Genomic DNA, 26,258 nt, shown 5'->3' on the forward strand with positions numbered 1-26,258 from the left:
ACGAGGCCGCCGAGTACGCCGACTACCTGGTCGTGCCGAAGGTGGACGCCCTCCAGGCCGCCCACGAGGCCGTCTCCCCGGCCGCCGTGCTGGTGTCCTCCTCCGCCGAGGGCAAGGAGATCGCCGCCCGCCTGGCGCTGCGTCTCGGATCCGGCATCATCACCGACGCCGTCGACCTGGAGGCCGGCGACGAGGGCCCGGTGGCCACCCAGTCGGTGTTCGCCGCCTCGTACACCACCAAGTCCCGTGTCTCCAAGGGCACTCCGGTCATCACGGTCAAGCCGAACTCGGCCGCCGTGGAGGCCGCCCCGGCCGCCGGTGCGGTCGAGGCCCTGAGCGTGTCCTTCTCCGACGCCGCCACCGGCACCAAGGTCACCGGCCGCACGCCGCGCGAGTCGACCGGCCGCCCGGAGCTGACCGAGGCCGCGATCGTGGTCTCCGGCGGCCGCGGTGTCAACGGCGCCGAGAACTTCGCGATCATCGAGGCGCTCGCCGACTCGCTCGGCGCGGCCGTCGGTGCCTCGCGCGCCGCCGTCGACGCCGGCTGGTACCCGCACACCAACCAGGTCGGTCAGACCGGCAAGTCGGTCTCGCCGCAGCTGTACATCGCCTCCGGCATCTCCGGAGCGATCCAGCACCGGGCCGGCATGCAGACCTCGAAGACCATCGTGGCCATCAACAAGGACGCCGAGGCCCCGATCTTCGACCTGGTCGACTACGGCATCGTCGGCGACCTGTTCGACGTCGTCCCGCAGCTCACCGAAGAGGTCAAGACCCGCAAGGGTTGATCACCCGCGGCCCGTCCGAGGCCCCCGCGACCGCGCCGGTCGCGGGGGCCTCGGCGCGTCACAGGGTCAGGGCCGCCTGCACCGGCAGATGGTCGCTCGGGAACTGGCCGTCCCGCGCGAACGTGTTGACCCCGGACCGGTGCACCGAGACGCCGGGCGTGGCCAGGATCCAGTCGATGCGCGGACCACCCGGAACCAGCGGCTGGTACCCGTGGAACGTCCCGTACGCCTCCCCGGTCTCGGCCGCCGCGTCCCAGGTGTCCACGAGCCCGGCGCCCAGCATCGTGTCGTACACCGGGTTCGCGTGGGCCGCGACATTGAAGTCGCCCGTCACGACCACCGGCAGCGAGCGGGCCAGCAGGCCGACGCGTTCGGCGATGAGGGCGGCGGCCCGCTCCCGCGCGTACTGGCTCGCGTTGTCCAGATGGGTGTCCAGGACGCAGAACTCCCGCCCGCCGGCCCGCAGATCCCGGAAGCGGACCCACGTGACCATGCGGATGTGGGCGTTGCCCCAGGTGTTCGAGGCGATCACGTCCGGGGTGTCGGACAGCCAGAAGTGGTCGTACTCCACCGGGACGAGCCGCCGGGTGTCGTAGAAGACGGCCATGAACTCGTCCCGGCTCCCGCCCGCCCGTCCGGTGCCGATCCAGTCGTACGACGGCCCCAGATCGGCCTCGATGTCGCGCAGCTGCCCGTACAGGCCCTCCTGGGTGCCGAGGACGTGCGGGCGCTCCCGGCGCAGCAGCTGCCGCATCACGGGGCGGCGGACGGCCCAGCTGTTCGGTTCGGCCGTGCTCGCGAAGCGCAGGTTGAACGACATGACCTCCAGCGGTCGCCCCAGGCGTTCGTCCGCCGAGGCCGGCCCCGGGGACAGTGCTGTACTGGAGAGCGGGAGGACGACGGAGGCGGCGAGCGCGCCCTTCAGTCCCAGGCGGCGCGTGACACGGCTGTGGGTCGGCACGGGCAAACGGTGCCATACAGACGTGAACATGACGAGATGGCGGAGCGGACCGGGTCGCGAAGACGGTGTTGACCGGCCCGAAGGTCGCCGGATAACTTCGTTCTACGAATTGTTGATTCCGCATCACGGAACTTCGGGAGGCTGTGGAATGGGGCAGGGGCAGCAGGAGCGGGTGGCGACGAGTCTCGCGGACGCCGTCGGCGAGGAGATCGGTGCCTCCCTCGCGCCGGTCGACGCCGAACTGGAGCGCCGCTACCCGGGAGACCCCGGCACCCGTCAGCCCGTCCACACCGTCTACGTCCCCGGCGACGCCTTCGCCGCCGACACCCTCCGCACCTGGGGCGACCGGGCCCTCGCCGCGCTCGACGAACACGCCCCGGACGCCGCCTCCTTCGCCGCCGTCCTCGGACTGGACGACACGCTGGCCGAGGACGTGTACGGCCGCGTCCGCGCCAAGCTGGAGCGCGAACCGGTGGAGGACCTGCGCGTCGACTTCGAGGACGGCTACGGCAACCGCCCCGACGCCGAGGAGGACGAGGCGGCGGCCCGCGCGGCACGGCTGATCGCCGGGGCCTACGCCGACGGCACCGCGGCCCCGTACATGGGAATCCGGATGAAGTGCATGGAAGCCGCGGTGCGCGACCGCGGCATCCGCACCCTCGACATCTTCCTCACCGGCCTGACGGAGGCCGGCGGCCTGCCGGACGGACTGGTCCTGACCCTGCCCAAGGTCACCTATCCCGAGCAGGTCACCGCCATGGCCCGGCTCCTCGACGCCTTCGAGAAGGCGCGCGGGCTCGAACCCGGCCGGATCGGCTTCGAGATCCAGATCGAGACCAGCCAGTCCATCCTCGCCGCCGACGGCACCGCCGCCGTCGCCCGCATGATCCAGGCCGCCGAGGGCCGGGCCACCGGCCTGCACTACGGCACCTTCGACTACAGCGCCTGCCTCGGTGTCTCCGCCGCGCACCAGGCGAGCGACCACCCGGCCGCCGACCACGCCAAGGCCGTCATGCAGGTCGCCGCCGCGGGTACCGGCGTACGCGTCTCGGACGGCTCCACCAACGTGCTGCCCGTCGGTCCCACGGAGAAGGTCCACGACGCCTGGCGGCTGCACTACGGCCTCACCCGCCGGGCCCTCGCCCGCGCCTACTACCAGGGCTGGGACATGCACCCCGGCCACCTCCCCACCCGCTACGCGGCCGTCTTCGCCTTCTACCGCGAGGGCTTCGAGCAGGCCGCCGACCGCCTCGCCCGGTACGTGGGCCGGACCGGGGGCGACGTCATGGACGAGCCCGCCACCGCCAAGGCCCTCTCCGGATACCTGCTGCGCGGCCTGGACTGCGGTGCCCTGGACATCGCCGAGGTGGCCCGCCTGTCCGGTCTGTCCCGTGCCGACCTGGAGGGACTCGCGGCGCCCCGGCGCGGGGACCTCACGGCCTCCGCCTAGCGGGCGGCCGGGTAGCCGCTTGCCTCTCCTATCGAATATCGATAGATTCTCATCGTGGTTCGAGAGAAGGAGGGGCGATGGGGCGGCTGACCGTGCTCGCGCTGCGCGCCGTGATGGTGATGTTGCTGGCGGGATCCCTGGGTATACAGGCGGTGCTCGTGCCGCTCATGGCGAGCGACCTCGAAGGACTGGACGCGGACTACTCCTACCTGCGCGTCCCCTTGCTCCTCATCGTGGTCCTCGGAGTGCTGACGGCCCAGACGGTGCTGGTCTGCGTCTGGCGGCTGGTGACGATGGTGCGGCGCGGCACCGTCTTCTCGCACGCCGCCTTCCGCTACGTGCACATCGTCATCGGCGCGTTCGTCGCCGCCGCACTGCTGGTGTTCGCGCTCGGCGCCCTCCTCGCGCCCGGTGAGGCCGTGGCACCGGGCGTCGTGGCGCTGCTGGGCGGAGTCGGCCTGGCGGTCCTCGGGATCGCGCTCGTCGTCCTCGTCCTGCGGATGCTGCTGGCCCAGGCGGTCGCACGCGATGTCGAGGCGTCGCGGATGCAGGCCGAGCTGGCCGAGGTGATCTGATGCCGATCGCCGTCGACATCGACGTGATGCTGGCCAAACGGAAGATGTCCGTGGGTGAACTGGCCGAGCGCGTCGGGATCACGCCGGCCAATCTGGCGGTGCTCAAGAACGGCCGCGCCAAGGCGGTCCGCTTCACGACCCTCGCCGCGCTCTGCGAAGTACTCGAATGCCAGCCCGGTGACCTGCTGCGCTGGGAGTCCGGGGACTAGCGCCCGTCTCGGGCCCGGCCCGGACCCGTCAGCCGTGCCCCTTAGGCTGTACGCCACGCACGGTCGGTGGTGTCGAGGAACGGGGCAAGAGTGTCAACGGGGGAGTACGGACAGGCGGACGGAACCGGTCGGCTGCTGGCCGGCCGCTACCGGGTCACCGCGCAGCTGGGACGCGGCGGCATGGGCGTGGTCTGGAAGGCGGTGGACGAGGTCCTCGGCCGCGAGGTCGCGGTCAAGGAACTGCGCACCTACACCGACGCCGCCGGCTCCGAACTGGCCGACCTGGGCCTGCGGATGCAGCGCGAGGCCCGCGCGGCGGCCCGCGTCCGCCACCCCGGCGTCATCGCCGTGCACGACATCGCCGAGGTGGACGGCCGCCCGCTGATCGTCATGGAACTCATCGACGGGCCGTCCCTGGACGACGTGCTCCGCGAACGCGGCACCCTCGATCCGCGCGAGGCCGCCCGGATCGGTGCCGCGGTGACGGACGCGCTGGCCGCCGCGCACCGGGCCGGCGTGCTCCACCGCGACGTGAAGCCCGGCAACATCCTGCTCGACCGCTCCGGCCGGATCGTCCTCACCGACTTCGGCATCGCCACCATGGACGATCCGGGCGACGGCTCGGCCACCCACCTCACCCGGAGCGGCGAGATCGTCGGCTCCCTCGACTACCTGGCCCCCGAGCGGGCGCAGGGCGCCGTCCCGGGACCGGCCTCCGACGTCTGGGCCCTCGGCGCCACGCTCTACGCGGCCGTGGAAGGCGCCTCGCCCTTCCGCCGTACGTCGACGTTCTCCACCCTCACCGCGATCGTCACCGAGCCGCTCCCCGAGTCACTCCGGGCCGGCCCGCTCGGGCCCGTCCTCGGGCGACTGATGGACAAGCGGCCCGAGGCCCGCCCGGAGGCCGCCGAGGCGCGCGAACTCCTGGAGGCCGTCGCCGCCGGCGCGGACACCCCGACGACGGCGCTGCGCTGGCCGGGACCCGTGCCCGCACCCGGCCGAACCGAGACGGAGCGCAGTGTTCCGGCGGTGCCCCCGGGCTTCGGGCCGCCGGAGCGGCCCACCCGCCCGGAGCCGGGCGGGCCCGGACCCGGCGTCGTGGGTGCCGGGGCGCACGCGGTCCCGGCGACCGGCGCCATGAACTCCCCGGCGCGCCCCCGCCGCAAGGGACGCGCCCTGCTCGCCGCCGCGGCCGTCACCGTCGTCCTCGCCGCTGCCGGGACCACGGTCGCCCTGCTCGCCTCCCCGGACGACACCCGGACGGACGCGAGCGGCACCCGCACCGACGCCCCCGCCTCACCCACCACGTCCGGCGACACCGACGCCGGCCGCCCCCTGGGTCCCGGAGCGGAGGCGGAGAAGAGCACGGCACCGTCGAAGACGGCCGACGAGAAGGAGGAGGCCGAGGAGCCCCCCGTCGACCGCCCCGCCACGCCCACCCCCGAGAAGACCCCGGACGGCGGCACCTCCGCCGACGGCGGCGCGCCGGAAAGGGAGGACGGCGCGACCACTCAGGCCCCCGTCTGCCATCCCATCGGCGGGGGCAAGTACAACTGCCAGGTCTGGCGCACCGCCACGTCCTACACCGCCTCCGGCACCGAGGCCGGCATCCTCAACGCGGGCACCAACTACTTCTACTGCCAGCAGAACCTGGGCCGCCGCGAGACGAACGGCGAGTGGACCAACGTCTGGTGGGCCAGGACCGACGACGACAGCGGCAACACCGGCGTCTGGGTCAGCGACGTCTACATCAAGGGCGGCGCCAACGACGCGCCCGTGCCGGGACTGCCGTACTGCTGAGCCCCGACGTACCGCTCCAGGCCGCAGGCCGTGACCAGGTTCTCCGCCACGAACAGCCGGGTGCCCCGCGCGCACAGCGCGAGATCGGCGCGGGCCCGCGCGCAGAACTCCTCGGGGGAGCCCCCGAACAGCTCGCGCAGTCCCGGTACGTTCGCCAGCAGATCGGTGAGCAGCGCCCGCTGGCCGGGATGGGTGCGCGGGACGCCGGTGCCGTCGTGCAGCACCCCGTGCCGGTTCACGTACACGTAGGCGCCGGGGAGCGTGGAACCGTCGGCGAGTCCGATCCGCACGTCGGGCGCGGGCAGCCAGGCGCGGTGGAAGTTGCCGTCCGGCCGCGGTACGCCCTCGCTCGCGTCGATCACCCCGAGCTGCCGGGCGTCGAGCCAGATGACGAACAGCTCCCGTACCGTGCCGGGGGAGCGGACCGGTGAGTTGGACACATAGCCCATGCGGCTGACGTGCGCCGAGACGCCGATGTCGAGGCCCGTCACGCGCGTCCGCACCATCGGGACCGGTGTGATGATCCCGGACTCGGCCATCTTGTGCCGCAGCTGACCGGGAGAGGCGTTGGAACCGACCGCGAGCACCGGCACACGGTCCTCGAAGACCAGTTGGTCCAGGGGCAGCAGCCGGTCCCCGTTCAGCAGCCCCGACTCCCGCGGCCAGGCGCCCGGATACAGCAGCGGATGCTCGCGCGGCGCCTTCTCGAGCCCCAGCGCCCGCAGGGTGCGGTCCTCCTCCACCGGCACCGCCCGCTCAGTCCGCCGGGGGCAGCTCGCCGGAGCCGCGGGTGATCAGCCGGGTGGGGAGTTCGATGCGCTCCGGGGTGAGCAGGGTGCCGTCGAGCTGGCGGAACAGGCGCTCGGCGGCGGTCCGGCCGAGGGCCGCCGCGTCCTGGGCGACGACCGTGACGCCCGGCTGGAGCAGATCGGCGAGCTCGATGTCGTCGAAGCCGACGAGGGCGACCGGGCGGGTGTGCTCGGCCAGCACCCGGATCACGGTCACCGTCACCCGGTTGTTGCCCGTGAAGATCGCGGTGACCGGATCCGGGCCGGTGAGCATCTCCTCGGCGGCCCGGCGCACCCGCTCCGGGTCGGTGACGCCCAGCGACATCCAGGAGCCCTCGACCGTTATCCCCGCGTCCTCCATGGCGGTGCGGTAGCCGCGCAGCCGCTCGGCCGCGGTGTGGATGCGGGGCATGTCACCGATGAAGCCGATCCTGCGGTGGCCGTGCGCGATGAGGTGGCTCACGCCGTCGTGGGCACCGCCGTAGTTGTCCGACACGACGACGTCGGCGTCGATGTGCCCGGCCGGCCGGTCCACGAAGACGGTGGCGACACCCGCCTTGATCTCCGGTTCCAGATAGCGGTGGTCGTCACCGGCCGGGATCACCACCAGCCCGTCCACCCGGCGGGCGCACAGCGCCAGCACCAGCTCCTGCTCGCGGTCGGCGTCCTCCGCGCTGGAGCCGTTGATCAGCAGGGCGCCGTGCGCGCGGGCCACCTCCTCGACCGCCCGGCTCAGCGGTCCGTAGAACGGGTCCGCGAGGTCCTCCAGGACCAGGCCGATGCTGGCGGTGCGGCCCTTGCGCAGCACACGGGCGCTGTCGTTGCGGCGGAAGCCGAGCGCCTCGATCGCCTCCTGGACACGGCGCTCCGTCTCCGGCGTGACCCCCGGTTCGCCGTTGACCACCCGGGAGACCGTCTTGAGCCCGACCCCCGCGCGGGCGGCCACGTCCTTCATCGTCGGACGGTTGCCGTAACGGTTCCCTGGGATGCGATCGGTGCGGCGGGTCGTCTCCGGCACGGTGCGATGTCCTGTCCTGTCGGCCACGGGGATGCGTGGGTCCATGGGGTTGTATGAGGATGTGGCGTCGAGCATAGAGCCTGGACAACGTTGTCAGGCTCGGGGGACACTGTCCAACGCACACTCCGGCCCGCACGTCACCGCACGATGGGGCCGCCGTACGTGCTCCATGTGTTGCCTCTTGGTCGCGCATGGTCGTTCTCGGCGAAATTCCGATGCTTGACGGGGAGATCCGACACTGATGCACACCGACCTCGTGGCCGCGCTCGACATCGGCGGCACCAAGATCGCCGGCGCCCTGGTGGACCACCGGGGCCGGATCGTGGTCCGCGCCCAGCGGCCGACGCCCGCGCGGGAGGACGGCGAGACCGTGATGCGGGCGGTCGACGCGGTGCTCGGCGAGCTCACCGCGTCCCCGCTGTGGCAGCGCGCCGGCGCCGTGGGCATCGGCAGCGCCGGCCCCGTGGACGCCTCCGGCGGCACGGTGAGCCCGGTGAACGTGCCCGGCTGGCGCGACTACCCGCTCGTCGCCCGGGTCCGGGACGCGGCCGGCGGTCTGCCCGTGGAGCTGATCGGCGACGGCGTGGCCATCACGGCCGCCGAACACTGGCAGGGTGCCGCCCGCGGCCACGACAACGCGCTGTGCATGGTCGTCTCGACCGGGGTCGGCGGCGGACTGGTGCTCGGCGGCCGGCTGCACCCCGGGCCCACCGGGAACGCCGGCCACATCGGTCACATCAGCGTGGACCTCGATGGCGACCCGTGCCCGTGCGGTTCGCGCGGCTGTGTGGAGCGCGTCGCGAGCGGCCCCAACATCGCCCGCCGCGCCCTGGAGAACGGCTGGCTGCCCGGCCGGGACGGCGACACCTCCGCCGCCGCGGTGGCCGCCTCCGCCCGCGCGGGGGATCCGGTGGCGGTGGCCTCCTTCGAGCGGGCGGCCAGGGCGCTGGCCGCGGGGATCGCGGCGACCGCGACGCTGGTCGAGATCGACATCGCCGTGATCGGCGGCGGCGTCGGCAAGGCGGGCGATGTCCTTCTCACCCCCCTCCGCAAGGCCCTCACCGAGTACGCCACGCTGTCGTTCGTCCAGCGCCTCGCGGTGACCCCGGCCCGGATGGGCACGGACGCGGGCCTGGTGGGCGCGGCGGCGGCGGCACTGGCCGGCATGACGGACACGGCGGTCGCGGGCGTCTGAGGGCGGCCCGGGCGGGAGCGCGGCGGTGCTGTGAACCCGTGCGTGACCCCCGGGGCGGTTCCGGAGTTGAGGCGGGTATGAAGAAGCGCAGCATGCTGGCCATCGCCTCCCTCGCCACCGGCTTCGTCGTCGCGGCCGTCTCCCCGTCGCACGCCGTCGCCGACGGGGTCGCCCCGCTCGACGTGGACGACACGCTCAGCACCCTCGACCGGACCGTCGCCGAGAACAACACCCTGGACCTGGACGTCGACCGGCACGACCGGGACTGACGGTCCCCACGGCGGAACGCGCGGCGCCGGTGTCCCTCGAGGGCACCGGCGCCGCTGTCACGCGTTCTCAACTGGAGCTGGTTTCCGTGGCAGGGTGGAGCGGGCAAGCCACAGGGGGCCAACAGAAGAGGGGGAAACGTGATCGTCTGGGTCAACGGGGCGTTCGGTGCGGGAAAGACCACCACCGCGCGCGAACTGATCGAGCTGATCCCGAACAGCACGCTCTTCGACCCCGAGGTCATCGGCGGAGCACTGGAACATCTGCTTCCGCCCAAGCGCCTCGCCGAGGTCGGCGACTTCCAGGACCTCCCGATCTGGCGACGACTCGTGATCGACACGGCGGCAGCGATGCTCGCCGAGCTCGGCGGGACCCTCGTGGTCCCCATGACCCTGCTGCGGCAGGAGTACCGCGACGAGATCTTCGGTGGGCTCGCCGCCCGTCGAATACCGGTCAGGCATGTCCTGCTCGCCCCGGCGGAAACGATCCTGCGGGAACGCATAGCCGCACGGGAGGTGCCTGCGGGTCTTCCGGACGGCGAGATGCGCGTCCGGCAGTGGTCGTACGACCACATCGAGCCGTACAAGGCGGCCCTCGCCGCGTGGCTCACCGCCGACGCCTACCCGATCGACAGCGGCACCCTCTCCCCGTACGACACCGCCCTGCGGATCGCCGAGGCGGTCGGCAGCGGGGCCGTGCCGGCGTGCGACATCGTGCAGACGCCCGAGCCCACGGCCGAGACGGTCGCCGCGGGGGTCCTGCTCTTCGACGAGCAGGACCGGGTGCTGCTCGTCGACCCGACCTACAAGCCGGGCTGGGAGTTCCCCGGCGGGGTCGTGGAACGGGGCGAGGCGCCCGCGCGTGCGGGCATGCGCGAGGTCGCCGAGGAGACCGGGATCCGCCTCGACGACGTACCGGCGCTCCTCGTCGTCGACTGGGAGCCGCCCGCGCCTCCCGGGTTCGGCGGCCTGCGGCTGCTCTTCGACGGCGGGCGTCTCGGCTCCGACGAGGCGGGACGCCTGCTCCTGCCCGGCCCGGAACTGCGCGCCTGGCGCTTCGCCTCCGAGGCCGAGGCCGCCGATCTGCTCCCCCCGGTCCGCTACGAACGCCTGCGCCGGGCCCTGCGGGCGCGGGAACGGGGGAAGGCGATGTACCTGGAGGCCGGGGTGCCGGTGGGGTGAGCGCCGGGTGGGCGGGGCCCTGGTCCGGTGTGCCAGGGCCGGTGTGTGCCGGGCGGGTGAGCCCTGGTTCGGTGGGCGTTGGTCGGGTGTGTGCCGGTCCGCTGAGCCCGGCGCCAGTTGGCGCTGGTTGGGTGTGTGCCGGGCGGGCGGGTCCTGGTGCGGTGTGTGCCGGGCGGGTGGGCCTGGGGCCCGTGGGCGTTGGTCGGGCGTGTGTTGGTCCGCTGAGCTCGGGGCCGGTAGGCGCAGGTTGCGTGAGTGCCGGGCTGGCCCTGGTCCCTTGTGCCGGGGCCGGTGGGTGCAGTCGGGCGTGTGTGCCGGGCGGGCCGGTGTTTCGAGGGCGGTGCGGGCCGGGCCCGTGTGGGGGAGAGCCGGGGCGGGCGGGCGTCGGCTGGTTCTCGTCGTGCCCCTTTCGGGCGTTCCGCCGGGAGGGGCACGACCGACGACGCGTCCGTCAGGACCGGGACCGGCCGTGGTCCGTCGCTCCGCCACCGGCCGAGCGACGGACCACGCGCGTCAGCTCGCGTAGTTGCGCAGGAACAGCGCCTCCGCGACCGACAGCCGCTCCAGCTCCTCGGGGGACACGCTCTCGTTCACCGCGTGGATCTGGGCCTCCGGCTCGCTCAGGCCGATGAGCAGGATCTCCGCCTTCGGGTAGAGGGCGGCGAGGGTGTTGCACAGGGGGATCGAGCCGCCCTGACCCGCGTACTGCATCTCCTGGCCCGGGTACGCCACCGCCATCGCGTCCGCCATGGCCTGGTACGCCGGGCTGCCGGTGTCCGCGCGGAACGCCTGCCCCTGGCCGATCTGCTCGGTGGTCACCCACGCACCCCACGGCGTGTGCGCCTCCACGTGCGCCCGGAGCAGCCGGGTCGCCTCCACCGCGTCGACGCCCGGCGGCACCCGCAGGCTGATCAGCGCCCGGGCGCTCGCCTGGACGGACGGGGTGGCGCCGACCACCGGAGGGCAGTCGATGCCGAGCACGGTGACCGCCGGACGCGCCCAGATGCGGTCGGCGACCGTGCCGGAACCGATCAGCTCCACACCGTCGAGCACCTTGGCGTCCTTGCGGAACTGCTCGTCGTCGTACTGAAGTCCGTCCCACGCCCTGTCGCCGGTCAGCCCGTCGACGGTGGTGCTGCCGTCCTCGGCGCGCAGCGAGTCCAGTACGCGCACGAGCGCGGCCAGCGCGTCGGGCGCGGCACCGCCGAACTGACCGGAGTGCAGATTGCCCTCCAGGGTGTCGATCCGCACCCGGACGAGCGTCATGCCGCGCAGGGTGGAGGTCACCGTCGGCAGGCCGACGCGGAAGTTGCCCGCGTCGCCGATGACGACGGTGTCGGCCGTCAGCAGGTCGGGGTGGTTCTCGGCGTACCGCTCCAGGCCGCCGGTGCCCTGCTCCTCCGAGCCCTCGACGATCACCTTGACGTGCACGGGTACGCCGCCGTTCGCTTTCAGCGCGCGCAGCGCCAGCAGGTGCATGATCACGCCGCCCTTGCAGTCGGCGGCCCCGCGCCCGTACCAGCGGCCGTCGCGCTCCGTCAGCTCGAAGGGCGGGGTGGCCCAGCCCGCCTCGTCCAGCGGCGGCTGCACGTCGTAGTGCGCGTACAGCAGCACGGTCCGGGCGCCCTCCGGGCCCGGCAGGTAGCCGTACACCGACTGCGTGCCGTCCGGGGTGTCGAGCAGCGCCACATCCTGGAAGCCCTCGGCGGTGAGCGCGTCCGCGATCCAGCGGGCGGCGCCCTCGCTCTCCTCGCGCGGGAACTGGTCGAAGTCCGCCACCGACTTGAAGGCCACCAGCTCGGTGAGCTCCTCCTTCGCCCTGGGCATCAGCGAGGCGACGGTCACGGCGACCGGATTCGACGACATGGGCACGCTCCTTGTGGGTGCGACGTTGTACATCCGAGTACTTCTTTGTACGAGATGATCGTGCGGTGTGCGTGAGGACCCGTGTACAGGGCACTCACGCCGCCGATCCTCCCACAGCGGCCCGCGGGGACCGCCGCCGTAGGATGCGGGGGGACATCAGCGGCAGGCGGCTTGATCGGGAGCAGTAGACCATCGTGAGCAGCGAGAACTCTTCGGCGGACGACGTGCGGCAGGTGTGGGACGTCGTCGTGGTGGGCGCGGGACCCGCGGGGGCTTCGGCCGCCTACGCGGCGGCGGTCGCGGGACGGCGCGTGCTGTTGCTGGAGAAGGCGGAACTGCCGCGCTACAAAACCTGCGGCGGCGGCATCATCGGCCCCTCACGCGACGCGCTCCCGCCCGGCTTCGAACTTCCGTTCAAGGACCGGGTGCACGCGGTGACGTTCTCCAGCAACGGCCGCTTCAGCCGGACCCGCCGGTCCCGGCAGATGCTGTTCGGGCTGATCAACCGGCCCGAGTTCGACCAGCAACTCGTGGAGCACGCGCAGAAGGCGGGCGCCGAACTGCGCACCGGCGTCGCCGTGCAGCGGGTGGAGCAGCACGGCTCCGCCGTCCCGGACCGGCGCACGGTCGCCGTCGTCCTCCAGGGCGGCGAGACGGTGCTCGCGCGGGCCGTGGTCGGCGCGGACGGCAGCGCCGGCCGCATAGGAGCGCACGTCGGCGTCAAGGTGGACCAGGTCGACCTCGGCCTGGAGGCGGAGATCCCGGTGCCGGAGACCGTCGCCGAGGACTGGAAGGGGCGGGTGCTCATCGACTGGGGCCCCATGCCCGGCAGTTACGGCTGGGTGTTCCCGAAGGGCGACACGCTCACCGTCGGCGTGATCTCGCGACGCGGTGAAGGGGCCGCGACCAAGCGGTACTTGGAGGACTTCATCGGGCGGCTCGGCCTGGCCGGCTTCGAACCGTCCATCTCCTCGGGTCACTTGACCCGCTGCCGCGCCGACGACTCCCCGCTGTCGCGCGGCCGGGTGCTGGTGTGCGGCGACGCGGCCGGACTGCTGGAGCCGTGGACCCGCGAGGGCATCTCCTTCGCACTGCGCTCGGGCCGGCTGGCGGGGGAGTGGGCGGTGCGGATCGCCGAGGCCCACGACGCCGTGGACACCCGCCGCCAGGCGCTGAACTACGCCTTCGCCGTCAAGGCGGGCCTCGGTGTGGAGATGAGCGTCGGCAAGCGGATGCTGGCGGCGTTCGAACGCCGTCCGGGGGTGTTCCACGCGGTCCTCACGGGCTTCCGCCCGGCATGGAAGGCGTTCAAGGACATCACCCAGGGCTCGACGACGCTCGGCGAGCTGGTCCGCACCCACCCGTTGGCGCACCGCGCCCTGATGGCCCTGGACCGGCGGCCCGCCGGTGAAGAGACCGGCTCCTGACCGTGATCCGCCATCGGCGGCCCCGAGGGACCCCACGGGCATGCCGCTGACGCCGACCCCGCCCGGCGCCGGACGGCGGTACCCGGGGGCACGCCCGGCCCTCGCTGCCGCCCGACTCGCGGGCCGGGGCTGTGCGGAGGGCCGTTGGCGCTGGGCCCGCGCGGTGCCGGACGGTGGTGTGCCAGGGCGTGTGCGGCCCCTGCTGCCGTGCGACTTGTGGGTCGGGGCTGTGCGGTGGGCCGTTGGCGCTGGGCCCGCGCGGTGCCGGACGGCGGCGCCCGAGGCCGTGCCCGGCCCTTGATGCTGCGCGACTTGCGGGTCGGGGCCGTGTGGAGGGCCGGTGGCGCTGGGCCCGGGCGGTGCCGGACGGTGGTGTGTGAGGGGGTGCGTGGCTGGGTTCGGTCCCTGCTGCCGTGCGACTTGTGGGTCGGGGCCGTGTGGAGGGCCGGTGACGCTGGGTCCGCGTGGTGCCGGAGGGGGTGTGCCGAGGCCGTGCCCGGCCCTCGCTGCCGCGCGACCTGTGGGTCGGGGCCGTGTGGAGGGCCGGTGGCGTCGGCCCCGCGCGGTGCCGGACGGTGGTGTGTGAGGGGGTGCGTGGCTGGGTTCGGTCCCTGCTGCCGTGCGACCTGTGGGTCGGGGCCGTGCCGAGGGTCGCCGACTTTGTGCCCGGTCCGCCGCGCGAGGTGGCGGTGGTCCGGCGCGGCTCTTCGGGCTCGTCGGCTCGGAGGTTGTCCGGGCAGCTCGACGGAGGTCCTGGAGGATTGCGAGCCGCGGGGCGGTGTCCGGATCGTCAGGCCGCCGGGACCGGGGGCGAGGGCAGCAGTGCCGGGTCCTGACGAAGGACCCGGGCGTGCAACGAGCGCAGCCCGGGCCCCGGGTCCGCCCCCATCGCCTCGGCGAGCCGCCGCCGCGTCTCCTCGTACACGGCGAGCGCGTCCGCGGGGCGGCCGGTGCGGCACAGGGCCAGCATCAGCAGCTCCGCGAGACGTTCGCGCAGCGGGTGCGCCGCCACGAGCCGGACGAGTTCGTGCAGGTGCTCGAAGGACCGGCCGAGCGCGATCTCGCCCTCCAGCAGCCCTTCCAGGACCGTGAGCCGCTTCTCGGCCCACCGCAGCCGCTCGGCCTCGAGGTACGGCGCCCGCAGCCCCTCGACGAACTCACCCCGCCACAGCTCCTCGGCACGGCGGGCCAGTTCGACCGCACGCCGCACCTCACCGGCGCGGCGCGCGGCGAGCGCCTCGTCGACCAGCCGCCGGCGCTCGGCCAGATCGTCGGCGCGGACACCGGTCAGCCGGTACCCGGCGCCGGTCCATCGCAGCTCCGGCCCCTCCCCGAGCGCGCCGCGCAGCCCGGAGACGTACTTCTGCACCAGGTTGCGCACATGAACCGGCGGCGCCCCGCCCCAGACGCCCTCCACCAGACCGTCGTAGGAGATCGGTCGGCCCTCCTGGAGCAGCAGCACGGCCAGCACCACGCGCTGCTTCGGCGGCCCGAGCGGAATCTCCGTGCCGCCGCGCAACGCCCGCAGCGGGCCCAGCAGTTCCACACGTGGCCCGCGCGCCCCGCCGGTCGCCGCCGCCTCGTTCGCGCCCGCGTTCATCCCGTCGGCCCCCTCACCCATGCGTCGAGCGTATCCCGGTCCCCGCGTTCCAGCGGATCTTCCAGCGGGCCTTCCAGCGGCCGGGCCGACGGTGTCCCTCGTCCGTGAAGTCCTCGCTGAAAGGCCCTTCATGCTCACCCGGTCCGGCCGACTGGCCGTGCGGTACAGCCGTGCCGTGCTGGTCGGCTTCCTGTTGCTCTTCCTCGGTCTCGGCGCCTACGGCGCGGGCGCCCAGGACGATCTCGACCTCTCCCGCTGGAGTTCCCCCGGGACCGAGTCGGTGCGCGCGGCCGACGTGCTGCGCGAGGACTTCCGCACCGGCAACCCCAATCTCGCCCTGCTGGTCACGGCACGCGACGGCGACGTCGACAGTGCCCGCACCGAGCGGGCGGCCCGTGAACTCGTGGCCGAGATGGAGCGGTTGCCGCTCGTCACCGACGTCACCTCCTACTGGGACGCGGACAGCCCCGCCCTGCGCGCGGAGGACGGCCGGCGTGCCCTGGTCCTGGCCCGGCTGGAGGGCTCGGCCACCGACACCAGGAACGAACTCGCCACGCTGTCGCCCCGGTTGGCGCGCACCACCGCGACCCTCGACGTCCGCGTGGGCGGACAGGAGGAGATCTCCCGGCAGGTCGGCGAGGAGGCACGGGCCGACTTCCTGCGCGCGGAGGCGTTCGCTCTGCCCGCCGTGCTGCTCCTGCTGGTCCTCGTGTACCGGCGGACGGTCGCCGCCCTGCTCACCGTCGCCGTCGGACTGTTCTCCGTCGTCGGCACCCTCGCCGGACTGCGGGCGCTCGCGCAGTTCACGGAGGTGTCCACGTTCGCCGCGAACCTCGCGCTGGTGCTGGGGCTCGGACTGGGCGTCGACTACAGCCTCTTCGTGATCAGCCGCTACCGGGAGGAGCGCGCCGCCGGACGCCCCCAGCGGGACGCGGTCCTCGGCGCGACCACGGCCGCCGGGCGCACGGTGGTGTTCAGCGGGGTGACGGTCGCGGCGTCGCTGTGCGCGCTGCTGGTGTTCCCGTTCTTCTTCCTGAGCTCGTTCGCGTACGCGGGGGTGCTCGTCGTCCTCGCGGCGGTCGCCGGGGCGGTGCTGTTCCTGCCCGCCGCCCTCGCCCGCTGGGGCCACCGCGTGGAACGCCCCGCCGCGCCCGCCTCCGGGCTCTGGCACCGCACCGCGCTCGCCGCCATGCGCCGACCGCTCCCGGCCGGTGCCGCCGTGCTGGGCGTCCTGCTGCTGGCCGCCTCGCCCCTGCTGGGTCTGCGCTTCGGGCTTCCCGACGAACGCACCCTGCCCGAGGGCACGTCCTCGCGCACCACCTCGGAGATCGTACACCGGGAGTTCGCCGCCGAACCCACGGACACGGTCCAGGTCGTCCTCGACCGGCCGGCCGACACCCGCGCGTACGCGGCCGGACTCTCCCGCATCCCCGGCGTCTTCCAGGTCGACGCGCCCGACGGCACCTACCGGGAGGGCCGGCGCACCGCTCCGCCCGGCCAGGACCGGCTGACGGCACCGGACGGGCGGGCGCGGCTCGCCGTCGTACCGACCCAGGAGACCATGCGCGGCGACGTTCCCGCCTTCGTGGAGCGCGTCCGGGACACCCCGGCCCCGGCCGGTGCCCTGGTCGGCGGCTACCCCGGCGAGACGACCGACTTCCGCTCCACCCTCCTCGACCGCCTCCCCCTCGCCCTGGGCCTCGTGCTGGCGACGACCTACGTGATCCTCTTCCTGATGACGGGCAGCGTCCTGCTGCCGCTCAAGGCGACCGTGCTGAACCTGCTGAGCCTGTCGGTGATGTTCGGCTGCCTGGTGTGGGTCTTCCAGGACGGGAACCTGTCCGGGCTACTCGGCTTCACCCCGACCGGATCGATCGAGCCCAGCATCCCGGTGCTGATGTTCTGCGTGGCCTACGGACTGTCGATGGACTACGAGGTCTTCCTGCTGGCCCGCATCAAGGAGGAGCACGACCGCACCGGCGACACCGGGAAGGCCGTCGGTGAGGGCATCCGGCGCAGCGCCCCGCTGATCACCGCCGCGGCCGGCATCCTCGCCCTGTCCTTCCTGTCCTACGCCACCGGCGGCGTCGTCTTCCTCAAGGAGCTCGGGGTCGGCACCGCCCTGACGATCCTCGTGGACGCCACCCTCATCCGGGTCGTGCTGCTGCCGGTGGCGATGCGGCTCGCCGGGCGGGCGAACTGGTGGGCGCCGCGCCCCCTGCGCCGACTGCGGATCAGGGAGGCCGACGCACCGGCCGAGGTACTTCACAGGGAGTACGTGTGATCACCACGCCGGGGTGACGCCGCGCGGGGCACCCGCCGTCTAGCGTGGCGGCATGGACGGACAGCGTGGGCGCGGAGCGGGGCCGCCCGGGTGGTGGCGCCACGGGCGCCCTCCCCGGTGGTGGCGACACGGCCCGCCCGGATGGAGCCACCGGCCCGACGAGGGCGACGAGGCCACCGGGGGCGACGAGGACCGCCGCCCCCGGTGGCCCTGGCGCTCCACCGTGCTGCTCACCGCGTTCGTGCTGATTGGCTCCAACTTCGCCGACCACGCCCAGCAGGGCGAGCGGGTCGCCCTCGACCCCGTCGCACGGGTGCTGCTGTTCGTGGCCGGGGCGATGCTGCTGTGGCGGCGGCGTCACCCGGTGCCCGTGGTGTTCGGGTCGGTCGCCGCCGTCCTGCTCTACATCGGTGCCGGATATCCGTACGGGCCGGTGTTCCTCACCGTCGCCGTGGCCTGCTTCAGCGCCGTCGTCTCCGGACACCGGCATGCCTCCTGGGCGGCGATGGGGACGTTCTGGGCGGGGCACGCGCTGATCGCGCAGGTGCTGTACCGGTGGCTGCCGCCGTCCGGTGACGCGGCCGCCTCCTGGAACGAGGAGATCGTGATCGCCACCTGGGTGGTGGCGCTCGTGGCGGTGTCGGAGCTGGCCAGGACCCGGCGTGAGCAGTGGGCGCGGGAGCGCGCCGAGCGGGCCCAGGCGGCACGGCGGCGCGCGGACGAGGAGCGGCTGCGGATCGCCCGCGAGCTGCACGACGTGCTCGCGCACAGCATCTCCGTCATCAATGTGCAGGCGGGTGTGGGACTCGCCCTGCTCGACAGCGACCCCGAGCAGGCGCGCAGCGCGCTCACCACCATCAAGGAGAAGAGCAAGGAGGCGCTGGGGGAGGTGCGTCAGGTGCTCGACACGCTGCGCGCACCGGGCGCCGCGCCGCGCGCCCCGGCGCCCGGTCTGGACCGGCTGCCCGAGCTGGTGGAACAGGCCGCGAGCGCGGGCCTCACCGTGACGGTCGAGGGCGAACCGCCGCGCCTGCCGCCCGGCGCCGACCTGGCCGCGTTCCGCATCGTCCAGGAGGCCCTCACCAATGTCGTACGGCACTCGGGCTCGCGCGAGGCCCGTGTCCGCATCGAACGGCGCGAGGGGCGGCTGCGGCTGCGCGTCGACGACGACGGACCCGCCACCGGAGCCGACGCGGGGGGCAGCGGCAACGGGCTCGCCGGAATGCGGGAGCGGGCCGCCGCGCTGGATGGCACCATCGAGGCGGGCCCGCGCCCGGACGGAGGGTTCCGGGTGCTCGCCGTGCTGCCGATCGAGGCCAAGGAGGACCGGTGATCCGCGTACTGCTCGCCGACGACCAGTCACTGGTCCGGGCAGGATTCCGGGCGCTGCTGGACGCGCAGCCGGACATCGAGGTGGCGGGGGAGGCGTCCGACGGCGAGGAGGCCGTGCGGCTGATCCGCGAACTGCGGCCCGACGTCGTGCTGATGGACATCCGCATGCCGGCGCTCGACGGTCTCGCCGCGACCCGCCGGGTCACCGGAGACGCGGAACTGGGGGACGTCAAGGTGGTCATGCTCACCACCTTCGAGCTGGACGAGTACGTCTTCGAGGCGATCCGCTCGGGCGCCTCGGGCTTCCTGGTCAAGGACACGGAGCCGGAGGAACTGCTGCGCGCGGTGCGGGCGGTGGTCGACGGCGACGCGCTGCTCTCGCCCGGTGTGACCCGTCGGCTGATCGCGGAGTTCGCGGCCCGTTCCAAGGAACCTGCCGCCGCCGACGCCCTGACCGGGCTCACCGAGCGGGAACGGGAGGTGATGGCCCTGGTCGGCATCGGCCTGTCCAACGAGGAGATCGCCCGCCGGCTGGTGGTCAGCCCGCTCACCGCGAAGACCCATGTCAGCCGCACCATGGTGAAGCTGGGCGCCCGTGACCGGGCCCAACTGGTCGTCCTGGCCTATGAGTCGGGGTTGGTGCGGCCGGGCTGGCTGGGCTGATCCGCTCGCCGGAACCGGACCAGCACGGCGACCGTGCGGACGGCGAACAGGACGGCCGCGAGCACCACCGCGGTGCGGACCAGCACCGTCTCCAGGGTGCCAGGCCAGGCGAAGAGCAGCGCCGGTCCCGCGACGGCGCCGAGGACGACCGCCGCCGCGAAGGCCGCGCTGCACAGCGCGTACCCGATCTCCACGGTGATCGCGTCCCGCTCGGCCTGACTCCGTCGTCCTCCGTGACCCGTCATACTCGCCCCCATGTCCGGTCCCGCACGGAGTCAAGCAGCCGTGCGCCCGACGGGCAACCGGCCCGCCGGGCGCACAGTGGGAGACGGTCCCCCTAATCACGGGCGCCGACGCGCTCCGTCTCCGTCTCCCGGGGGGTGGACGTGGCCACGACCACGGACCGGCCGCCGGCGCGGCCGCCGCCGCGCAGTCCGGTGAGCGTGATGAGCAGACCGGTGAGGGCGATGACCGCCACCACGACCAGGCCCGGCCGGTAGCTGTCGAGGACCTCCTGCGGAGTGGCGTTCTCGGAGGAGTTCGCGGTCACCACGGCCGTCACCACCGCGAGGAAGATCGCCCCGCCCACCTGCACCGAGGTGTTGAGCAGCCCGGAGACCATGCCCTGCTCGTGTTCGTCGACACCGTTCGTGGCCTGGACGTTCAGCGAGGGGAAGGTCAGCGCGAAACCGGAGCCGACGAGCAGCATGGTCGGCAGGATGACGGCCGCGTAGACCGGGTCGAGGTCGATGCGCAGGAAGAGCACGTATCCGGCGACCATCAGCGCGAAGCCGACGACGATCAGCCGTGCGGTGCCGAAACGGTCGATCACGGCGCCGACCTTGGTGGCCGACAGCGCCACCAGCGCGCCCGCCGGCAGGAAGGCCAGCGCGGTGTGCAGCGCCGACCAGCCGAGCAGTTGCTGCATGTAGAGCGTGACCAGGAACTGGAAGCCGATGTAGCTGCCGACGAAGGTCAACGCGCCCAGCTGGGCCCGGACCTGGGGGCCGGAGCGCAGGACGCCCAGCCGGATCAGCGGGCTCGGGCTACGCCGCTCGACGGCCACGAAGACCGCGAGCAGGACGACGACGGCCGCGAAGGACAGGATCGTACGGGCCGAGGCCCAGCCCACCTCGGGCGCCTGCACCACGGTGAACACCAGCAGCAGCATCGAGGCCGTGCCGAGGACGGCGCCGGGGATGTCGTATCCGCCGCGGCCGCGTTCCCGCCGGGTGCGCGGCAGCAGCTTCAGGCCGGCCGCCAGCGCGAGCAGCGCGACGGGCGCGGGCAGCAGCATGGTGAGCCGCCAACTGGCCTCGGTGAGCAGCCCGGAGAAGACCAGGCCCATCGAGTAGCCGGCGGCGCCGCAGGTGGTGTAGATCGACAGGGCCCGGTTGCGCAGTGGACCCTCGGGGAACGTCGTGGTGATGATGGACAGGCCCGCGGGCGCGGTGAAGGCCGCGCTCAGGCCCTTCACGAACCGGCTGGCGATCAGCAGCGGCCCCGAGTCGACGACTCCGCCGAGCAGCGAGGCGACCGCGAAGACACCCAGGGCCACCAGGAAGACCTGGCGCCGGCCGAGCAGATCGGCTGCCCGGCCGCCGAGCAGCAACAGCCCTCCGTAGCCGAGGATGTAGCCGCTGACGATCCATTGCAGCGACGAGGTGGACAGGCCGAGATCGGCGCCGATCGACGGCAGGGCGACGCCGACCATGGACACGTCCAGCGCGTCCAGGAACATCGCGGCGCAGAGCACCAGCAGGGTGCCCCACAGCCGGGGGGTCCAGCGTCCGTCGGGGACGGTGGTGAGCGGAGAGGTCATGACCGAGAGACTTACATGCGCATGCATCGAATGCAAACGCATTTAATTCTGATGCAATGAACCGGCTCCTTTGCTACGGTGCGCCCATGGCGGCGAAGCAGGGTGAACAGGCGCTCGTGGAACGGTGGCGGGACGTGCTGGCGCTGCATGCCCGCACCCAGTGCGAGATCGACCGCGCCCTGCACGAACACGGCCTGTGCGCCAGCGACTTCGAGGTCCTCGACATCCTCGCGCAGGGCTCCGGGCCGGGCGGCTGCTCCTACCGCGTCCAGGAGATCTCCGAGCGCGTCCATCTGAGCCAGAGCGCGCTGTCCCGGCTGATCGCCCGGCTGGAGAGGGAGGGCCTGCTCGAGCGCGGGATGTGCCCGGAGGACCGGCGGGGCGTGCGGGTGTCGCTCACCGCGAAGGGCCGCGCGCTGCACGGCGCGGCCCTTCCCGTGCAGCGCGCGGCGCTGTCCCGGATGCTCGCGGACGACTGAGCGGCGGCACCCGTCCGGGCCCTCAGGTCACGGCGGACAGGTCCCGCCAGAGCGCGGCCAGTTCCGGATCGCCGGACACCGCCGGTACCGGCACCCGGTTCCACAGCGCGAGATACAACCGCTCGGCCGGTCCGGCCAGTTCGCACTCCGCGTCCCCCTCCGCGTCCCGTGCGGTCACCGGCGGTTCCTGGGACAGACGTACGGTCCACACCGCGTCCGCGTCGGTCACGCGCACCCGCAGGACCCGGGGCGTCCCGGTGCGGACCCGGCTCTTGGGCCGCGCGTGGAAGCCGCGCAGCAGCTCGTCCACCCCGTCCACCGCGAAGTCCGCGGCGATCGGCGACGGCGTACCGCCGCGCGCCGACTCCGCGTCGAACCGGTGGACGGCCGTCTCGTGCGCCTGCCGACGCGCCCAGAACGCGAGCGCGGAGGGCGGTCCGGGCAGGAACGTGAAGCACTCCACATCGGGAGCGGCCCCGGCCAGGGTGTCCACCAGGCGGCGGTGACTGTCGCGGTACCAGGCGACGAGACCGGCGCCGTCCAGCTCGGGGTGCTCGCCCATCGGGCGCGGCGCGGTGCGTCCCTCCGCGACGAAGGCCGCCGCCCATCGGTGCACCACGCCGGTGTGCCCGAGCAGGTCGCGTATCCGCCACCCCGGACAGGCCGGGACGGCGGCGTCCACGCCGGCCTCTTCGGCGGCGTCGGCCAGCAACTGGCCCTCTTTCTCCAGGATCCCCAGGAACCAAGCAGTGTCCATGCGCAGGAGTCTGCCGTACGGACGTCCGGCCGTGACCTAGGGAAGCGGCGTCCCGCCGGTCGCGTTGACGATCTCCGCGGTGATGTACGACGCCTCCTGGGAGGCGAGGAAGACGTACGCCGGGGCCATCTCGGCCGGCTGGGCCGGACGCCCGATGGGCGCCTGCTTGCCGAACTCCGCGGTGTCCGGCAGCGTCGCCGGGATCAGCGGCGTCCACACCGGGCCCGGCGCCACGGCGTTGACCCGGATGCCCCGGCCGATCAGCATCTGCGCCAGCCCCTGGGTGAACGTGACGATCGCGCCCTTCGTGGTCGCGTAGTCCAGCAGGTGCGGGCTCGGCTTGTACGCCTGCACGGAGGCCGAGTTGATGATGCTTCCGCCCTCCGGCAGGTGCGGCAGGGCCAGTTTGCACAGCCAGAACATGCCGTACAGGTTGGTGCGCAGGACGCGGTCGAACTGCTCGGTGGAGATCGCCTCGATGCCGTCGGGCTGCGACATCTGGTACGCCGCGTTGTTCACCAGGATGTCGATCCTGCCGAACTCCGACACCGCGCGGTCGATCAGCGCCCGGCAGTTCTCCTCGTCCCGGACGTCGCAGGCGACGGGCACGGCCCGCCGGCCGGCCTCCTCCACCAACCGGGCGGTCTCGGCGGCGTCGTCCTTCTCGCTGTCCAGGTGGGTGAAGACGACGTCGGCCCCCTCACGGGCGAACGCCAGCGCGACCGCCCGGCCGATCCCGGAGTCCCCGCCCGTGATCACGGCCTTCCGGTCCGTCAGCCGGCCGCTGCCCCGGTAGGTGTCCTCACCGTGGTCCGGCGGCGGATCCATGGGGCCGGTCCAGCCGGGATGCGGCTGGTCCTGGGACGGGAAGTCGGGGGTCGGATGACGCTCGACGGGATTCTGCTGCTCGGTCACGGTCTCTCCCGGTCGCGTGGTGGGGGGTTCGCGCCGCCCGCCGGCACGGGACCGGCGGACGCCGACGCCCGGGTACCCCGCCACCGCCCGCCCCACCCGGCCCGTCGCGACATCGGCCGGACGGACCGGGGACCGTACGGAATCAGCCCGCGTTCACATGGCGGGTCGTGAAGCCGATGACCGTCGCCACCGCGGCCAGCACCGCCACGCTGGTCAGGGCGGCCGGGAGACTGAACCAGTCCGCCATGAAGCCGATCGCGGGCGGGCCGAGGAGCATGCCGCCGTACCCGAGGGTGGAGGCGGTCGCCACCCCGCTGGGGCCCGCGAGGGCGCCCGCCCGTTCGATGGCCACGGGGAAGAGGTTCGCCAGACCGAGGCCGGTGACCGCGTAGCCGAGCAGGGCCGCCCACAGGGACGGGGCGAGCGCGCCGAGCAGCATTCCGGCCGCCGCGGTGGAGCCGCCCGCGAGGACGGTACGGGTCCGGCCCAGCCGCTCCAGGAGCGTCGTACCGGTGAGCCGCCCCACCGTCATGGCGAGCGCGAAGAGGGAGTACCCGACGGCCGCCGCGCCCGGCGAGGCGTCGAGGTCCTCCTCGAGATGGAGCGCCCCCCAGTCGGCCAGCGCCCCTTCGCCGTACGCGGTGCACAGCGCGATGAGCCCGAAGACGATCACCAGCGCGCGGGTACGGCGGTCCGGCTTCTGCGGGGCGCCCCGCTCGGTCCGTCCCGCGTCCGCCGGGGTCAGCGGTTCGCAGCGCATCAGTGCCCGGCCCGCCACGGCCGTCACGAGCAGTCCCACGACGGCGAGCCCCCACAGATGCCGGGTGGGCGAGAGCGAACCGGCGACGAGGGCGCCCAGCCCCGCGCCGACCATGCCGCCCAGGCTGAACGCGGCGTGGAAGCTGGGCATGATGGGCCGCCCCAGCGCGGTCACCAGGTCGACGGCGGCACTGTTGAAGGCGACGTTGATCCCGCCGTACGCCGCGCCGAACAGCAGGAGTACGAGGCCGAGCACCGGGGCGGAATGGGTCAGCGGGGGCAGGCCGACGCTCAGGCAGAGCAGGACGGCGCAGACGACGGTGACGAGATGGCTGCCGTACCGCCGGCACAGCCGGCCGGTGAGGGTCATGGTGATCACGGCCCCGGCGGAGACACCGAGCAGGGCGAGACCGAGGGCGCTCGCGGAGGCGCCGGTCTGTTCCTTGATGGCCGGGATGCGCACCACCCAGCCGGCGAAGACGAAGCCGTCGAGGGCGAAGAAGGCGGTGAGGGCGAGACGGAGGCGGACGAGGTCGGTACCCGGCACCACGCTGTGCGAACGGGTTTTGTTTATTAGCGGCACAAAGTCAGGCTAGGCGGCGACGCGGCCCGGGGCAAGGGAGGCCGGAAGACGGCGGGTGCGGCCGGTCTGCCGCCGGAGGGGTGGGGACGTTAACCCGAGTGATCGTCCCGGATGGTGGGCCGGGGCGGCATGAATCAGCGTGGATCACGCCGGAGACGGGACACCCGTGCTGACGCGGAGTCAGCTGCCCGGCCTCCTGTGGAAGGACTCTCAGATGCGCTCTGCCCGCATGGTGCTCGCCACCGCGACGGCCACGGCGGCCCTCGCCATCGCCGCGCCCGCAGCCTACGCCGACCACTCGGGCGAGGGGGAACACGACAAGTCTTCCTACAGCAAGGAGCACGACAAGTCTTCCTACAGCAAGGAGTACGACAAGGAGAGCAAGCACGAGAAGCCGCACGGCGGAGTACACACGGGCGGCGGGGCCCTGACCGCCGTGGGCGAGGAGGACTGGGGCACCGCCAAGGACCCCAAGTACGACCCCGAGACGTACAAGGAGAAGGACGACTCGCAGAGCGAGGACTCCTGGAGCGGCAAGCAGGGCAAGGAGGGGCACCACGAGAAGCCGCGTGGCGGGATGCACACCGGTGGCGGTGGGCTCGCCGAGCCCGGTGTCACCGCGGGCGGCCTGGCCGCACTGGCGGTCCTCGGCACCGGCGCCTACGCGCTGCGCCGCAAGAAGGTCTCCGGGGACATGGCCTGAGCCATGCCCGGCGCCATAGCGGCCGGGGCCGTCGTACGCGCCTCGCGCGTCATGACGGCCCCGCTCGCTCGTCCGCGTCCCGTGCCCGCTGCCGTGCCCGAGTGAGGTGGTTCCCCCGATGGCAGCCAGTCCCCCTTCCCCCCTCGAAACCGATCCGGCGTCGCCGATGAGGCGGAGAGTGCGCGCCGTCATGACGGCGGTCTTCTGGAGCGGGGCCGGCCTTCTGCTGGCCACGACCCTGATGGGCGGCGGGGAGGAGACCTCCGACGACGCCCACGGCCCGCACGCGCCCCCCGCGGTCTCCACCGCTCCGTCCGGGTCCGCCGCGCGCGAACCGTCCGCCGGTGAACCCGCCGCGCGCGAAGCGGCCGCCAAGGGTCTGCCGCGGTCGGAGCCCACCCGGCTGCTCATCCCCGCCATCGACGTCGACGCCCCCTTCATCGACCTCGCCATCGGCGAGAAGGGCCGGCTCGAGCCCCCGCCGCCCCAGAACACCAACCTGGTCGGCTGGTACGCCAAGGGCGTCTCCCCGGGCGAGCGCGGTACGGCCATCATCGCCGGGCACGTGGACACGACGACGTCCCCGGCCGTGTTCGCACGGCTCGGCGAACTCGAGAAGGGCGACCGCTTCCGGGTGCTGCGCGCCGACGGCAGCAAGGCGACGTTCGTGGTGGACGAGACGGAGTCCTTCGAGAAGGACGACTTCCCCGACGAGCGCGTGTACGCCGACACCCCCGACGCCCAGGTGCGGCTCATCACCTGCGCCGGGGACTACGACCGGGCCGCCCGGGACTACACCGAGAACCTGGTGGTCTTCGCCCACCTGGTCTGAACCG

Annotated in this window: 25 protein-coding genes; 15 read left to right on the forward strand and 10 right to left on the reverse strand. The window is 73.4% G+C overall.

The annotated features are described in order from the left end of the window. A partial coding sequence (locus ACZ470_RS14445; RefSeq protein WP_468427215.1) for an electron transfer flavoprotein subunit alpha/FixB family protein occupies window positions 1-788 on the forward strand: 788 nt, incomplete at its 5' end. Between the two features lie 58 nt (window positions 789-846). Here ACZ470_RS14445 and ACZ470_RS14450 read toward each other — a convergent pair. Next, a complete protein-coding gene (locus ACZ470_RS14450) occupies window positions 847-1,749 on the reverse strand; it encodes an endonuclease/exonuclease/phosphatase family protein (RefSeq protein WP_468427216.1) in 903 nt (300 codons plus the stop codon). Between the two features lie 148 nt (window positions 1,750-1,897). On the opposite strand from ACZ470_RS14450, the gene ACZ470_RS14455 reads away from it, so the two are divergent. The 4 genes from ACZ470_RS14455 (at window position 1,898) to ACZ470_RS14470 (ending at window position 5,783) form a co-directional block, all read left to right on the forward strand. Next, window positions 1,898-3,199: a DUF6986 family protein gene (locus ACZ470_RS14455; protein WP_468427217.1), complete on the forward strand. Its 1,302-nt coding sequence runs from the start codon at window positions 1,898-1,900 to the stop codon at window positions 3,197-3,199. A gap of 77 nt (window positions 3,200-3,276) precedes the next feature. Then, on the forward strand, window positions 3,277-3,774 hold the full coding sequence (locus ACZ470_RS14460) for a DUF2975 domain-containing protein (RefSeq protein WP_468427218.1): 498 nt from the start codon (window positions 3,277-3,279) through the stop codon (window positions 3,772-3,774). Further along, on the forward strand, window positions 3,774-3,983 hold the full coding sequence (locus ACZ470_RS14465; protein ID WP_468427219.1) for a helix-turn-helix domain-containing protein: 210 nt from the start codon (window positions 3,774-3,776) through the stop codon (window positions 3,981-3,983). The genes ACZ470_RS14460 and ACZ470_RS14465 overlap by 1 nt, the downstream gene beginning before the upstream one ends. A gap of 90 nt (window positions 3,984-4,073) precedes the next feature. Continuing rightward, window positions 4,074-5,783, forward strand: a complete 1,710-nt coding sequence (locus ACZ470_RS14470) for a serine/threonine-protein kinase (RefSeq protein WP_468427220.1) — start codon at window positions 4,074-4,076, stop codon at window positions 5,781-5,783. Here the strand turns inward: ACZ470_RS14470 and ACZ470_RS14475 are convergent. Both ACZ470_RS14475 and ACZ470_RS14480 read right to left on the reverse strand, forming a co-directional pair. Further along, the gene (locus tag ACZ470_RS14475; protein WP_468427221.1) at window positions 5,729-6,532 is read right to left on the reverse strand and encodes a hypothetical protein; all 804 of its coding nucleotides are present in this window, start codon (window positions 6,530-6,532) and stop codon (window positions 5,729-5,731) included. The genes ACZ470_RS14470 and ACZ470_RS14475 overlap by 55 nt on opposite strands. A 7-nt stretch (window positions 6,533-6,539) precedes the next feature. Further along, complete coding sequence (locus tag ACZ470_RS14480) at window positions 6,540-7,634, reverse strand: LacI family DNA-binding transcriptional regulator (RefSeq protein WP_468427222.1); 1,095 nt, start codon at window positions 7,632-7,634, stop codon at window positions 6,540-6,542. A gap of 196 nt (window positions 7,635-7,830) precedes the next feature. Here ACZ470_RS14480 and ACZ470_RS14485 point away from each other — a divergent pair, with 196 nt between their 5' ends. From ACZ470_RS14485 to ACZ470_RS14495, 3 genes are all read left to right on the forward strand, one after another. Further along, the gene (locus ACZ470_RS14485; RefSeq protein ID WP_468427223.1) at window positions 7,831-8,784 is read left to right on the forward strand and encodes an ROK family protein; all 954 of its coding nucleotides are present in this window, start codon (window positions 7,831-7,833) and stop codon (window positions 8,782-8,784) included. Between the two features lie 77 nt (window positions 8,785-8,861). Then, window positions 8,862-9,053 carry a hypothetical protein gene (locus ACZ470_RS14490; protein ID WP_468427224.1) on the forward strand — a complete coding sequence of 64 codons (192 nt, stop codon included), beginning with the start codon at window positions 8,862-8,864 and terminating at the stop codon, window positions 9,051-9,053. A 138-nt stretch (window positions 9,054-9,191) separates the two neighbouring features. Further along, window positions 9,192-10,232 carry an NUDIX hydrolase gene (locus ACZ470_RS14495; RefSeq protein WP_468427225.1) on the forward strand — a complete coding sequence of 347 codons (1,041 nt, stop codon included), beginning with the start codon at window positions 9,192-9,194 and terminating at the stop codon, window positions 10,230-10,232. Between the two features lie 513 nt (window positions 10,233-10,745). Here the strand turns inward: ACZ470_RS14495 and ACZ470_RS14500 are convergent. Next, the gene (locus tag ACZ470_RS14500) at window positions 10,746-12,098 is read right to left on the reverse strand and encodes a M20/M25/M40 family metallo-hydrolase (RefSeq protein ID WP_468427226.1); all 1,353 of its coding nucleotides are present in this window, start codon (window positions 12,096-12,098) and stop codon (window positions 10,746-10,748) included. A 194-nt stretch (window positions 12,099-12,292) separates the two neighbouring features. Here ACZ470_RS14500 and ACZ470_RS14505 point away from each other — a divergent pair, with 194 nt between their 5' ends. Then, window positions 12,293-13,525 (forward strand): geranylgeranyl reductase family protein, encoded by a 1,233-nt coding sequence (locus tag ACZ470_RS14505; RefSeq protein WP_468427227.1) that lies wholly within the window; start codon window positions 12,293-12,295, stop codon window positions 13,523-13,525. A 790-nt stretch (window positions 13,526-14,315) separates the two neighbouring features. On the opposite strand, the gene ACZ470_RS14510 is transcribed toward ACZ470_RS14505, so the two are convergent. Then, window positions 14,316-15,146 (reverse strand): AfsR/SARP family transcriptional regulator, encoded by an 831-nt coding sequence (locus ACZ470_RS14510; RefSeq protein WP_468427228.1) that lies wholly within the window; start codon window positions 15,144-15,146, stop codon window positions 14,316-14,318. A 109-nt stretch (window positions 15,147-15,255) separates the two neighbouring features. Here ACZ470_RS14510 and ACZ470_RS14515 point away from each other — a divergent pair, with 109 nt between their 5' ends. From ACZ470_RS14515 to ACZ470_RS14525, 3 genes are read left to right on the forward strand one after another with little or no spacing between them, the layout of a single operon-like run. After that, window positions 15,256-17,409, forward strand: a complete 2,154-nt coding sequence (locus tag ACZ470_RS14515) for an MMPL family transporter (protein ID WP_468427229.1) — start codon at window positions 15,256-15,258, stop codon at window positions 17,407-17,409. Between the two features lie 52 nt (window positions 17,410-17,461). Further along, a complete protein-coding gene (locus ACZ470_RS14520) occupies window positions 17,462-18,742 on the forward strand; it encodes a sensor histidine kinase (RefSeq protein ID WP_468427230.1) in 1,281 nt (426 codons plus the stop codon). After that, window positions 18,739-19,404 (forward strand): response regulator, encoded by a 666-nt coding sequence (locus tag ACZ470_RS14525; RefSeq protein WP_468427231.1) that lies wholly within the window; start codon window positions 18,739-18,741, stop codon window positions 19,402-19,404. Before ACZ470_RS14520 ends, ACZ470_RS14525 begins: the two co-directional genes overlap by 4 nt. Here ACZ470_RS14525 and ACZ470_RS14530 read toward each other — a convergent pair. Further along, on the reverse strand, window positions 19,365-19,649 hold the full coding sequence (locus ACZ470_RS14530) for a DUF6332 family protein (RefSeq protein ID WP_468427232.1): 285 nt from the start codon (window positions 19,647-19,649) through the stop codon (window positions 19,365-19,367). The two genes, ACZ470_RS14525 and ACZ470_RS14530, sit on opposite strands and share 40 nt — an antisense overlap. A 92-nt stretch (window positions 19,650-19,741) precedes the next feature. Further along, the gene (locus tag ACZ470_RS14535; protein ID WP_468427233.1) at window positions 19,742-21,226 is read right to left on the reverse strand and encodes an MFS transporter; all 1,485 of its coding nucleotides are present in this window, start codon (window positions 21,224-21,226) and stop codon (window positions 19,742-19,744) included. 86 nt (window positions 21,227-21,312) lie between these two features. On the opposite strand from ACZ470_RS14535, the gene ACZ470_RS14540 reads away from it, so the two are divergent. Beyond that, window positions 21,313-21,705: a MarR family winged helix-turn-helix transcriptional regulator gene (locus ACZ470_RS14540; protein WP_468427234.1), complete on the forward strand. Its 393-nt coding sequence runs from the start codon at window positions 21,313-21,315 to the stop codon at window positions 21,703-21,705. Window positions 21,706-21,727: 22 nt separating this feature from the next. On the opposite strand, the gene ACZ470_RS14545 is transcribed toward ACZ470_RS14540, so the two are convergent. The 3 genes from ACZ470_RS14545 to ACZ470_RS14555 all read right to left on the reverse strand — a co-directional run bounded on the left by ACZ470_RS14545 (window position 21,728) and on the right by ACZ470_RS14555 (window position 24,683). Beyond that, a complete protein-coding gene (locus ACZ470_RS14545; RefSeq protein WP_468427235.1) occupies window positions 21,728-22,462 on the reverse strand; it encodes a maleylpyruvate isomerase family mycothiol-dependent enzyme in 735 nt (244 codons plus the stop codon). Between the two features lie 36 nt (window positions 22,463-22,498). Next, complete coding sequence (locus ACZ470_RS14550; RefSeq protein ID WP_468427236.1) at window positions 22,499-23,377, reverse strand: SDR family oxidoreductase; 879 nt, start codon at window positions 23,375-23,377, stop codon at window positions 22,499-22,501. 142 nt (window positions 23,378-23,519) lie between these two features. Next, complete coding sequence (locus tag ACZ470_RS14555) at window positions 23,520-24,683, reverse strand: MFS transporter (RefSeq protein ID WP_468427237.1); 1,164 nt, start codon at window positions 24,681-24,683, stop codon at window positions 23,520-23,522. 250 nt (window positions 24,684-24,933) lie between these two features. Here ACZ470_RS14555 and ACZ470_RS14560 point away from each other — a divergent pair, with 250 nt between their 5' ends. Together ACZ470_RS14560 and ACZ470_RS14565 are read left to right on the forward strand one after the other, a co-directional pair. Beyond that, window positions 24,934-25,422: a hypothetical protein gene (locus ACZ470_RS14560; RefSeq protein ID WP_468427238.1), complete on the forward strand. Its 489-nt coding sequence runs from the start codon at window positions 24,934-24,936 to the stop codon at window positions 25,420-25,422. A gap of 190 nt (window positions 25,423-25,612) precedes the next feature. Beyond that, window positions 25,613-26,254 (forward strand): class F sortase, encoded by a 642-nt coding sequence (locus ACZ470_RS14565; protein WP_468427598.1) that lies wholly within the window; start codon window positions 25,613-25,615, stop codon window positions 26,252-26,254. The last annotated feature ends 4 nt before the right edge of the window (window positions 26,255-26,258 follow it).

The sequence above is a fragment of the Streptomyces sp. NPDC031111 genome (assembly GCF_055570675.1).

What these genes read in the sequence shown, in the direction of transcription:
- ACZ470_RS14540 (WP_468427234.1), top strand. Translation starts at nt 21,313, where the DNA reads ATGGCGGCGAAGCAGGGTGAACAGGCGCTCGTGGAACGGTGGCGGGAC.
- ACZ470_RS14490 (WP_468427224.1), top strand. Translation starts at nt 8,862, where the DNA reads ATGAAGAAGCGCAGCATGCTGGCCATCGCCTCCCTCGCCACCGGCTTC.
- ACZ470_RS14510 (WP_468427228.1), bottom strand. Translation starts at nt 15,146, where the DNA reads ATGGGTGAGGGGGCCGACGGGATGAACGCGGGCGCGAACGAGGCGGCG.
- ACZ470_RS14530 (WP_468427232.1), bottom strand. Translation starts at nt 19,649, where the DNA reads ATGACGGGTCACGGAGGACGACGGAGTCAGGCCGAGCGGGACGCGATC.
- ACZ470_RS14500 (WP_468427226.1), bottom strand. Translation starts at nt 12,098, where the DNA reads ATGTCGTCGAATCCGGTCGCCGTGACCGTCGCCTCGCTGATGCCCAGG.
- ACZ470_RS14565 (WP_468427598.1), top strand. Translation starts at nt 25,613, where the DNA reads ATGACGGCGGTCTTCTGGAGCGGGGCCGGCCTTCTGCTGGCCACGACC.
- ACZ470_RS14560 (WP_468427238.1), top strand. Translation starts at nt 24,934, where the DNA reads ATGCGCTCTGCCCGCATGGTGCTCGCCACCGCGACGGCCACGGCGGCC.
- ACZ470_RS14485 (WP_468427223.1), top strand. Translation starts at nt 7,831, where the DNA reads ATGCACACCGACCTCGTGGCCGCGCTCGACATCGGCGGCACCAAGATC.
- ACZ470_RS14515 (WP_468427229.1), top strand. Translation starts at nt 15,256, where the DNA reads ATGCTCACCCGGTCCGGCCGACTGGCCGTGCGGTACAGCCGTGCCGTG.
- ACZ470_RS14480 (WP_468427222.1), bottom strand. Translation starts at nt 7,634, where the DNA reads ATGGACCCACGCATCCCCGTGGCCGACAGGACAGGACATCGCACCGTG.
- ACZ470_RS14460 (WP_468427218.1), top strand. Translation starts at nt 3,277, where the DNA reads ATGGGGCGGCTGACCGTGCTCGCGCTGCGCGCCGTGATGGTGATGTTG.
- ACZ470_RS14455 (WP_468427217.1), top strand. Translation starts at nt 1,898, where the DNA reads ATGGGGCAGGGGCAGCAGGAGCGGGTGGCGACGAGTCTCGCGGACGCC.
- ACZ470_RS14465 (WP_468427219.1), top strand. Translation starts at nt 3,774, where the DNA reads ATGCCGATCGCCGTCGACATCGACGTGATGCTGGCCAAACGGAAGATG.
- ACZ470_RS14520 (WP_468427230.1), top strand. Translation starts at nt 17,462, where the DNA reads ATGGACGGACAGCGTGGGCGCGGAGCGGGGCCGCCCGGGTGGTGGCGC.
- ACZ470_RS14535 (WP_468427233.1), bottom strand. Translation starts at nt 21,226, where the DNA reads ATGACCTCTCCGCTCACCACCGTCCCCGACGGACGCTGGACCCCCCGG.
- ACZ470_RS14545 (WP_468427235.1), bottom strand. Translation starts at nt 22,462, where the DNA reads ATGGACACTGCTTGGTTCCTGGGGATCCTGGAGAAAGAGGGCCAGTTG.